Origin of the sequence: Rhodanobacter sp. C06 (genome assembly GCF_002001105.1) — a bacterium.
In the GTDB taxonomy this organism is placed as follows: Bacteria; Pseudomonadota; Gammaproteobacteria; order Xanthomonadales; family Rhodanobacteraceae; genus Rhodanobacter_A.
In genome coordinates, this window is sequence record NZ_MUNP01000018.1 from 1 (window position 1) to 9169 (window position 9169).

At 67.3% G+C, this 9169-nt stretch carries 7 protein-coding genes and 1 pseudogene; 4 read left to right on the plus strand and 4 right to left on the minus strand.

The window, feature by feature from the left end:
* The first annotated feature begins 404 nt into the window (after positions 1 to 404).
* Positions 405 to 983, plus strand: coding sequence for a hypothetical protein (locus B0E52_RS00630; RefSeq protein WP_139351534.1), 579 nt, complete (start codon positions 405 to 407; stop codon positions 981 to 983).
* Positions 984 to 1345: 362 nt separating this feature from the next.
* Here the strand turns inward: B0E52_RS00630 and B0E52_RS00635 are convergent, their stop codons facing one another.
* Positions 1346 to 2338 carry an aldo/keto reductase gene (locus tag B0E52_RS00635; protein WP_077480729.1) on the minus strand — a complete coding sequence of 331 codons (993 nt, stop codon included), beginning with the start codon at positions 2336 to 2338 and terminating at the stop codon, positions 1346 to 1348.
* Positions 2339 to 2451: 113 nt separating this feature from the next.
* On the opposite strand from B0E52_RS00635, the gene B0E52_RS00640 reads away from it, so the two are divergent.
* Positions 2452 to 3354, plus strand: coding sequence for a LysR family transcriptional regulator (locus tag B0E52_RS00640; RefSeq protein WP_077480731.1), 903 nt, complete (start codon positions 2452 to 2454; stop codon positions 3352 to 3354).
* 81 nt (positions 3355 to 3435) lie between these two features.
* Here B0E52_RS00640 and B0E52_RS00645 read toward each other — a convergent pair whose 3' ends face one another.
* Both B0E52_RS00645 and B0E52_RS00650 read right to left on the minus strand, forming a co-directional pair.
* Complete coding sequence (locus B0E52_RS00645; protein ID WP_077480733.1) at positions 3436 to 4185, minus strand: glutathione S-transferase family protein; 750 nt, start codon at positions 4183 to 4185, stop codon at positions 3436 to 3438.
* A gap of 55 nt (positions 4186 to 4240) precedes the next feature.
* Positions 4241 to 4630, minus strand: coding sequence for an acyl-CoA thioesterase (locus tag B0E52_RS00650; protein ID WP_077480735.1), 390 nt, complete (start codon positions 4628 to 4630; stop codon positions 4241 to 4243).
* A gap of 157 nt (positions 4631 to 4787) precedes the next feature.
* Between B0E52_RS00650 and B0E52_RS00655 the strand changes: the two genes are divergently transcribed.
* Both B0E52_RS00655 and B0E52_RS00660 read left to right on the plus strand, forming a co-directional pair.
* Positions 4788 to 5741 (plus strand): FecR domain-containing protein, encoded by a 954-nt coding sequence (locus B0E52_RS00655; RefSeq protein ID WP_077480737.1) that lies wholly within the window; start codon positions 4788 to 4790, stop codon positions 5739 to 5741.
* Positions 5742 to 5897: 156 nt separating this feature from the next.
* A complete protein-coding gene (locus B0E52_RS00660; RefSeq protein ID WP_077480739.1) occupies positions 5898 to 8240 on the plus strand; it encodes a S9 family peptidase in 2343 nt (780 codons plus the stop codon).
* Between the two features lie 126 nt (positions 8241 to 8366).
* On the opposite strand, the pseudogene B0E52_RS00665 reads toward B0E52_RS00660, so the two are convergent.
* A pseudogene (locus B0E52_RS00665) lies at positions 8367 to 9169 on the minus strand (peptidase M56); the annotation flags it as partial.

Here is a 9169-nt window from a genome sequence, read left to right on the forward strand (position 1 = left end):
ACATGAGCAACGGTGGGAGACGTGCGTCCGCAGGGCGGGAAAACGCGCCATGCGCCCACCATCACGACCGTCATGCATAGATCGCGGCTATCGAGAGTGGCGCGAGACGGTGCTTCTCAACAGCCTGTTAGTCCTACACAAATCGCGGGCACTGTCTGATGGGACAGGCTGATAGCATGAACCATGGCGATTTCGTCGTGCTCATTGTTGAGCGCGATCCGTTGTGTCGAAGGGGATGCAGTACTGCCAGTGACTGCGGATATCACAAGCAATCTGTCGTTTCCGAACAATTCGTTGGAACGTATCGCGTTCGAACGTATTCATTCGTGCATGGACCGGTTTGCAGGCTCACTTCATCTCAGCCAAATTGAGCGTTAATTTCACAACACATGGAGATAGGCGCAATGACTGGAAAGATATTATTTGTAATCGCTGCTGCGCTGGCTATAACGGGTTGCACTGCACTTGATCAAATGACTGGGCGCGGGGTCGTCACGCAACACACCTCGGACTTCGACAATGCGACTGTCATCGAGGCTTCGCCCAACAATATTGCCGATACGGACGGAATGTGGACCGACTCGACTGCACTGGGTGCCAGTTGGTCGAGCGCCGCACCAAACAGCGCCACGCTCACCATGGCCTTGATTGGCAGCAGTGGCACCGTGCCGTTCACGGGTATCCTTGCCTTTTATGTCAATACTGACGGCAAGATTACGCAGTACTCGGCCGGTCAGCCGCTCAACGCGGCTTCCGGAACGACGGGTCCGCACCGCTTGTACGCATCCAACGAGATCGTTATTCCCTACTCGGTGCTGCAACAGATGGTGGCTGCGAGTGATTGCCGGATTCGTATCCAAACCAGTGGGGGATACAGGAATTTTGATTTCACTCGAGACCATATGACCGGCGGCAAACCGGCTGCAATCCGTTCCATCAGGGATATGATGGCCAGGGTCGATGCTATCCGTAGTCAGAAGTGACCATCCTCCAACCAAACAGCGCCCCCGCCGAGCGAGTGGGCGCTGTTTGCTTTGAGCTCTGTGAACTGAGCTGTTGATTTCATTGGACAGAGTCTGAGGGCGTGGCTTGCCACGCCCGGATGGCGCGAAGTGGTGTTTTCGCACTGGAGCATCGACTCGCAAGACTTGGAACGCGAAGGTCGATGCCGGCCAGGTCATGCAGCGGGTGCTCACGTTGATGCTGTTGTGGCGTCATCCTGGTCCACGACAGCCACGTCAAGGTGCTGGTGGCTGTGCCATGCCCGGTCGACCAGACATGGAGCACGGGCGTATGGTGGATCCACTGCCATTCGTCCCCCGCGCCGCAAACCGTTGGACGGATTTCAGCGATTGACATGCACCATGCTCGCCGCCGCATAGCGCGCGCCCGCCACCGCTTCGGGCGGGAACACCGCGTCGATGGTGGCGAGATCATCGGGCGACAACACTACATCCAGCGCACCCAGGTTCTCGTCCAGCCGACTGCGCTTCTTCGTGCCCGGTATTGCCAGCACGTCCTCGCCCTGCGCCAGCACCCAGGCCAGTGCCAGTTGCGCGGGCGAGCAGCCCTTGTCGGCGGCGAGCGCCTTCACCTGGTCCACCAGCGCCAGGTTGCGCGCGAAGTTCGCGCCCTGGAAGCGCGGATTGGAACGGCGGTAATCGTCGGCGTCGAAGTCGTCGGGCGAGCGGATCGCGCCGGTGAGGAAGCCGCGGCCCAGCGGCGAGTAGGCGACGAAGGCGATACCCAGCCGGCGGCAGGCGTCGAGCACGCCGTTGTCCTCGGGGTCGCGCGTCCACAGCGAGTATTCACTCTGCAGCGCGGCGATGGGGTGCACCTTGCTCGCGCGTTCCAGCGTGACGGCGGAGGCCTCGGAGAGGCCCAGGTGGCGCACCTTGCCCGCGCGCACCAGTTCGGCCATCGCGCCCACGGTCTCCTCGATCGGCACGTTCGGGTCCACGCGGTGCTGGTAGTACAGGTCGATGGTCTCGATGCCCAGCCGCTTCAGGCTGCCCTCGCATGCGGCGCGCACGTAGTCGGGGCGGCCGTTGACGCCGCGCGCGGTGGGGTTGGCGGGGTCGCGCACGATGCCGAACTTGGTGGCGACGAAGGCCTCGTCGCGCCGGCCCTTGATCGCCTTGCCCACCAGCTCCTCGTTGACGTGCGGGCCGTACATGTCGGCGGTGTCGAGCAGGTTGAGGCCGCGATCCAGCGCGTGACGGATGGTGGCGATGGATTCGGCGTCGTCGCGGTGGCCGTAGAAATCGCTCATGCCCATGCAGCCGAGGCCAAGGGCGGAGACTTGCGGGCCGTTCGTTCCGAGTGTGCGGGTTTGCATGGCGGTGCTCCGTGGGGGAAGGGTGGGGGGAAGCCGGCACCATCCTGCGCCTTGGCCGTTGCGGGATAAATACCGAATAATCGCCAACACCATTCCATCTGGCACAACAATCCATGGATCGCCTGGACACCATGCGGCTGTACGCGCGGATCGTCGAGCTGGGCAGCTTCACCGCCGCCGCCAACGATCTCGACCTGCCGCGCGCCACGGTCACCAACGCCATCAAGCAACTGGAAGCGCGGCTGGGTGCGCAGCTGTTGCAGCGGACCACGCGCAGCCAGCGCGTCACCCGCGACGGCCAGGCGTATTACGCGCATTGCGTGCGCCTGCTCGCCGACCTCGACGAGGTGGAGGCCGATTTCCGCGAGGCCGCGGTGAAGCCGCAGGGCCGCCTGCGCATCGACCTGCCGGCCACGCTGGCGCGGCAGCTGGTGATCCCCGCGCTGCCGGAGTTCTGCGCGCGCTTCCCGCAGATCGAGCTGGACATCGGCACCAGCGACCGCTTCGTGGACCTGCTGCGCGAAGGCGTGGACTGCGTGCTGCGCGTGGGCGAGCTGCCGGACTCGGGGCTGGTGGGGCGGCGCGTGGCCACGCTCGCGCAAGTCACCGTGGCCAGCGCGGGTTACCTGCGCCGCCACGGCAGGCCCGCCACGCTGGCCGACTTGCAGCAAGGCCATCTCGCCGTGAACTGGGCTTCGCCCACCACGCGCCGGCCGGAGCCGTCGCTGGAGTTCATCGTCAACCGACGGCATCGCGCAGTGAGCCTGCCCGCGCGCATTACCGTCAGCGGCGTGGACGCGTACCTTGCCTGCTGCGAGGCGGGACTGGGCATCGCGCAGTTTCCGCGCTACCGCATCGCCGAGGCGCTGGCCCGTGGCACCTTGTGCGAACTGCTGCCCGCCCTGCCGCCGCCCGCGCTGCCGATGCACGTGCTGTACGCGTCGCAGCGGCAGCTGTCGGCACGGCTGCGCGTGTTCGTGGACTGGCTGGTGGAGTTGATGGAGCGGCAGGCCTGAGTCGCCGCAGCGTGGGTCGGGATTCATCCCGACTGCGTCGTGCGCAGAGGTGTCGGCCGAGATGTCGGGATGAATCCCGACCTACGACGTGCGCGGCAGCACCGGTCGCGGCGAGCAGGTGCCCATCGTCTCGCTGCTGAGCGGGGCGCCGGTCGCGAGCAGGGCGGCGCGCTGCTCGGCCAGCGGCAGGCGCAGCGTGCAGTCCTCGTAGCGGGCCAGCTTCTGCAGCACCGGCTGCGACTGCATCAGCGCCACCAGCGCGGCGGTGCGCGGCCAGCGCATGGCGTCGATCTCGTAGCGCACGAAGGATGCAGTGCGGAAATAGCTGGCGATGCTGAGGTCGGCGATCGACAGCGCGCCGAAGATGAAGCCGTCGTCCGGCAGCTGGGTTTCCAGGTAGTCGATCGCCACGGGTATCTCCACCTCCAGCGCCTGCGCCACCACTGCCTCGTCGGGCGGTTCGCAGTACACGCGGCGACGGATCGAGCGCTGGTAGAACAGCCGCCAGATCAACCCGTCGGCCAGCCGCGTGTCGGCATATTCCTCCAGCCAGCGCGCGCGGGCGCGGTCGGCGATGTCGCGCGGGTAGAGCGAGGGCGTGGGGTGCTTGTCTTCGAGGTACTGGCAGATCACCGAGGAATCGTTCAGCACCAGCCCATCGTCGATCAGCACCGGCACGCGCCGCAACGGACTCAGTCGCGCGAAGTCCGCGTTGCCCACGAACGGCGGCATCGGGTCGATCTCGTAGTCCAGCTCCTTGAGTTCGAGGCAGGCGAGCACCTTGCGCACATAGGGCGAGAGGTAGCTGCCGATCACCTTCAGACGAGACATCGCACCGCTCCGCCGGGCGTGATGGCCAAAGCGTGCGCGGGTCGGCGTGCCGGCGTCAATCGCCGGCGGGCAGCGCCGGCACCGCGGTCGGCGTGCCGTGGGCATCCAGCGCGATCATCACGAAGCGGCCGGTGGTGCAGACGCGGCGGTCGCCGCTGAGCGGGTCCTCGGCAGTCATCTCCACTTCCACCTGCATCGAGCTGCGGCCGGTGCCGGTGATGCGGGCCACCAGTTCCACCAGCTGGCCCTCGCGGACCGGTACGCGGAAGTTCACCTCCTCCGAACGTGCCGTCACCACGATCCGCCGCGCGTGACGGGAAGCCACGATGAAGGCGGCCTTGTCCATCCAGGCCAATGCCTGGCCGCCGAACAGCGTGCCGAGGTGGTTGGTGTGGTCGGGAAAGACCATTTCCAGCAGGCGGGCTTCGGGCGCGGTGTCAGCCATCAGTCAATCCGGGCGGGGGAGGGCCCGCCATTCTGCCGCAGACGCCGCTTGCCGCCGCCGATGTTGCGCCGCCAGATGACAGATTGTCGCAGGCATGGGTTAACTGGCCCCCAGCCGTACCGTCGGGGAACGGCAGCGGAGGTCAGGCTTCAAGGTCATGGCTCGCATCTACGCCGACAACGTGGTGTTCCTGATGCGCCCGGGTGAGGCGGCGCGGCGGCGTGTCGAGCGTGCGCCGGCACCGCGGACCCCGTCGCCCGAGAAGGCGGTTGCGCTTGGCCATCGAACCCCCACGGCGAGCGTGCCCGCCACGCAGGGGTACAGCCATACCCTGGCGCCCCGGCCGGCCATGCAGGGCGAAGCCCGACACCACGAGGAAGCGCCCATCCGTCGCGCCCCCTTGCGCTGGGTGCTGCTGCTGGCGGCGGTCTGCGTGTTGCCGATGGCGGCGCTCACCTGGCGGGCCGTGGCCCACCAGGCCTCGCAGCAGCACTACGCCACCGCCATCGGCGGCCAGCGCACGCTGCCGCTGGCCGGGGGCGGCTCGGCGCTGCTGGACACGGCGACATCGATCAGCGTGGCTGCCGATGCGCCGCGCGTGCTGGCGCTGGAGCGTGGTCGTGCGCAATTCGACCCCAGCGGGCGAACCCTTGCGGTGCATGCCGGCGACGGCGTCGTCCGCGCTGGGGCCGGCCGCTTCCAGCTGAGCCGGCAGGCGGGCGAGGTACGTGTCACCGCGCTGGCCGGCACCGTCGCGGTGCAGCTGCCGGCCAGCAATGAGCAAGTCACGCTGCAGCCCGGCCAGCAGGTCGACTACGGCTACGGCCGGCTCGGCGGCGTGCAGCCGGCGGACCTGGCCGCCGCGCGCGGCTGGCCCCGCGGCGAACTGGTGTTCCACCACCGCGGCCTCGCCGAGCTGGTGGCGGCGATGAACCGCTATTCGGACACCCGGCTGGTGTTCGGCGACGCGGCCTTGCGCAACCTGCCGATCAGCGGCGTGTTCGACGCGGGCGACCCGCTCGCCTTGGCGCAGGCGCTGCAACGCAGCCGCCTGCTGCGAGCGGTCCAGGTGGCGCCAGACGAGATCGTGCTGCAGCCCGCGGCACGCTGATCCCCTCCCCGGTCCAGCGTGCGGCGCATGTCGACGTGCGCCGACCTCAACTTCTGGCAGGGGTGCCGAAGGTCATGGCGCGCTAGCATCGGGCGTTCGCGCGACGGCGCGAAGCTCGCCACACCAGAACACCCGCATTCCGAAGGGGACACCACGATGCATTCGACGATCGGCAAGACACGCCTGGCCGGCGCGCTGGCAGCAGGGCTGCTGGTGTGCGCCACCGGCGCGATGGCGCAGGGACGCACGCTCACCGCACAGGACTACGCGCAAGCGGAACGCTTCATGTCCTACAACACCGCGCCGCTGGTCGACCATGACGTGCAGCGGGTGAAGTGGCTGGACGATAACCACTTCTGGTACATCGACCACGACGCCAGCGGCGACCATGCGATGACCATGGACACCACTACCGGCAACGCCGCGCCGGCCTTCGACCAGGCCAAGCTGGCCGCCGCGCTGGGCAAGGTCACCGGCAAGCCGGTGGCGGCGGGCAAGGTGCCAGCCCGCGGTTTCGACTTCAGCGTGCAGAAGGACGGCCGTTACGACATCGACCTGATGGGCAAGCACTACATCTGCGACCTCGGCGGCGCCGGCGAGTGCACCGCCAAGGCCGCGGCGAAGACCGGCAACGAGCCCGGCATCGTCTCGCCCGACAAGACGAAAGAAGCCTTCATCCGCGACTGGAACCTGTGGGTGCGCGACCTCGCCACCGGCAAGGAGACCCAGCTCACCACGGACGGCGCGAAGGACTTCGGCTACGCCACCGACAACGCCGGCTGGATCCACACCGACCGCGCCGTGCTGAACTGGTCGCCCGACTCGAAGAGGATCGCCACCTACCAGCAGGACCAGCGCGGCGTGGGCGAGATGTACACCGTGAAGACCCAGGTCGGCCACCCCGTGCTCGACGCGTGGAAGTACCCGCTGCCGGGCGACCAGAAGGTGTTCATGATCGAGCCGGTGGTGATCGACGTGGCCACGCGCAAGGTGGTGCGCCTGAAGATCGATCCGCAGCAGCGCCTGTCCAGCCTGTGCGACGACATCAGCTGCAGCAGCGACGGCCACTGGGACGACCTCAAGTGGGCGCCGGACAGCAAGACCTTCGCGATGGTCAACAGCTCGCGCGACCGCAAGCAGGTCTGGTACCGCATCGCCAACGTCGACACCGGCGCGGTGCGCACCGCCTTCGACGAGCAGGTGGCGACCTATTACGAGAGCGGCCACGGCGAGGTGAACTGGCAGTACCTGCCCAAGGTCAACGAGGCCGTCTGGCCGTCCGAACGCAACGACTGGAACAACCTTTATCTCTACAGTCTGAAGACCGGCAAGACGCTCCATCCGATCACCAGCGGCGACGGCAACGTCACCGAGGTGCTGCATCTGGATCGCCACGCGCGCGAACTGTGGTTCGTGGGCGTGGGCAAGGTACCCGGCGTGAACCCGTACTACCGGCAGTTCTGGAAGGTGGGCCTGGACGGCGGCAAGCCGGTGCTGCTCACGCCGGAAGACGCCGACCACAGCATCAGCATGTCGCCGGACGGCAAGACCTTCGTCGACAGCTGGTCCACGCCCACCACGCCGCCGGTGACCGTGCTGCGTTCCAGCGCGAACGGCCACATCATCGCCACCATCGCGAAGGCCGACATCACGCGCCTCAAGGCGGCCGGCTGGGTGCCGCCGATCCCGTTCACGGTGAAGGCGCGCGACGGCAAGACGGATCTCTACGGCATCATGTTCAAGCCGTCCAACTTCGATCCCAACAAGAAATACCCGGTCATCGACTATGTCTATCCGGGTCCGCAGACCGGCTCGGTGCGCGGCCGCAGCTTCCTGCCCTCGCGCGGCGACAACCAGGCGCTGGCGGAACTGGGCTTCATCGTGGTCGCGCTCGACGGCATGGGCACGCCGTGGCGCTCGGCCAGCTTCCACCACACCTGGTACGGCGACATGGGCGACAACACGCTGCCCGACCAGGTCAAGGGCATCCAGGAGCTGGCGCAGCGTTATCCGTGGATCGACATCAACCGCGTCGGCATCTGGGGCCACTCCGGCGGCGGCAACACCACCGCCGACGCGATGTTCCGCTACCCCGACTTCTTCAAGGTCGGCTGGGCCGAAAGCGGCAACCACGACAACCGCAACTACGAGAACGACTGGGGCGAGAAGTACCAGGGCCTGCTGGTGACCAACAAGGACGGCACCACCAACTACGACAACCAAGCCAACCAGGACATGGCCAAGCACCTCAAGGGCCGCCTGATGCTGGTGCACGGCACGATCGACGACAACGTGCCGGTGGGCGAGACCTACCTGGTGGCCGAGGCGCTGATCAGGGCGAACAAGGATTTCGACATGTTGATCATCCCCAACGTGCACCACGGCTACGCGGCTTCCACGCCATACGCCACGCGCCGCCGCTGGGACTACTTCGTGCACTACCTCGCCGGCAACACGCCGCCGAAGCAGTACGAGTTGAAGAAGTGGCCGTGGTTCTGAGGGTCTGAATCTCGCGGTCTCGCTTCGCATGGGCGAGGCCACGAGATGACAACGGCAGGAGCAAATGAAAACCGGCGGATGGCTCCGCCGGTTTTTTTGTGGAAGTCCGTTGGATTGAGGCGTTGCTCAGCGCTTGCCCACCGGCTGCGCCACGCCCCTGGCCCGCGCTTCGTCCAGCAACTGCTCGATCTGCTGCTCGGCTTTCGTCGACGCCGCGCGTTGTCGCTCGCCCAGCGCCTGCTGTTGCTTGCCGAGTGCTTCCTGCTGCTGGTCCAGGGCCGCTTGTCGTTCGCCCAATGCCGACTGCTGCTTGTCGAAGGCGGTTTGCTGCGCTTGCAGGGCCTCTCGTTCGACATCGAGCTTGGCGGATTCGGCCGCGATCGCCTTGCGGGTGGCGGCCGTGGCCTGGTCGCCGCTGGTTCGGCTGTCCAGCTCGGCGATGCGGTTGGCCAGCGACGCTTGCTGCGCTGCCAGCGCGGCCGTGCGCGCGCCGAACTCGCCCTGCTGGCCGCCGAGGCCGCCTTGCTGCGCGCCCAGCCGGCCCTGTTGCGCGCCCAGTGCGCCTTGTTGCCTGCCCAGCTCGCCTTGTTCCTTGCCGAGCGCGGTCACGGGGGCATAGATGGCCTCCGCACGCTGGATGTAGCTGCGGTCACGGATCACCCAGGACTGGTCGCCGTGGCGGAACCACAGCAGCGGTTCGCCCTGCTTGCGCAGCTGCCGCACGGTGGCGAGGTCGCCGTCGGTGCCGTTGATCGTGGCCGAGTCGCCGTCGAGCAGGGCGAAGGCGCGGCCGGTGTCGTCGTGCGTGCTGATGAACATGTGATGGGCCGCGAAGCCGGACGGCGGCGGCACAGGCGGCGGCGGCGGGACGGGAGGTGCAGGCGGCGGTGGCGCCATGCCGGGCATCGGCGGCGGAGGTGGTGGCGGTG

What these genes read in the sequence shown, in the direction of transcription:
- B0E52_RS00630 (WP_139351534.1), top strand. Translation starts at nt 405, where the DNA reads ATGACTGGAAAGATATTATTTGTAATCGCTGCTGCGCTGGCTATAACG.
- B0E52_RS00635 (WP_077480729.1), bottom strand. Translation starts at nt 2,338, where the DNA reads ATGCAAACCCGCACACTCGGAACGAACGGCCCGCAAGTCTCCGCCCTT.
- B0E52_RS00640 (WP_077480731.1), top strand. Translation starts at nt 2,452, where the DNA reads ATGGATCGCCTGGACACCATGCGGCTGTACGCGCGGATCGTCGAGCTG.
- B0E52_RS00645 (WP_077480733.1), bottom strand. Translation starts at nt 4,185, where the DNA reads ATGTCTCGTCTGAAGGTGATCGGCAGCTACCTCTCGCCCTATGTGCGC.
- B0E52_RS00650 (WP_077480735.1), bottom strand. Translation starts at nt 4,630, where the DNA reads ATGGCTGACACCGCGCCCGAAGCCCGCCTGCTGGAAATGGTCTTTCCC.
- B0E52_RS00655 (WP_077480737.1), top strand. Translation starts at nt 4,788, where the DNA reads ATGGCTCGCATCTACGCCGACAACGTGGTGTTCCTGATGCGCCCGGGT.
- B0E52_RS00660 (WP_077480739.1), top strand. Translation starts at nt 5,898, where the DNA reads ATGCATTCGACGATCGGCAAGACACGCCTGGCCGGCGCGCTGGCAGCA.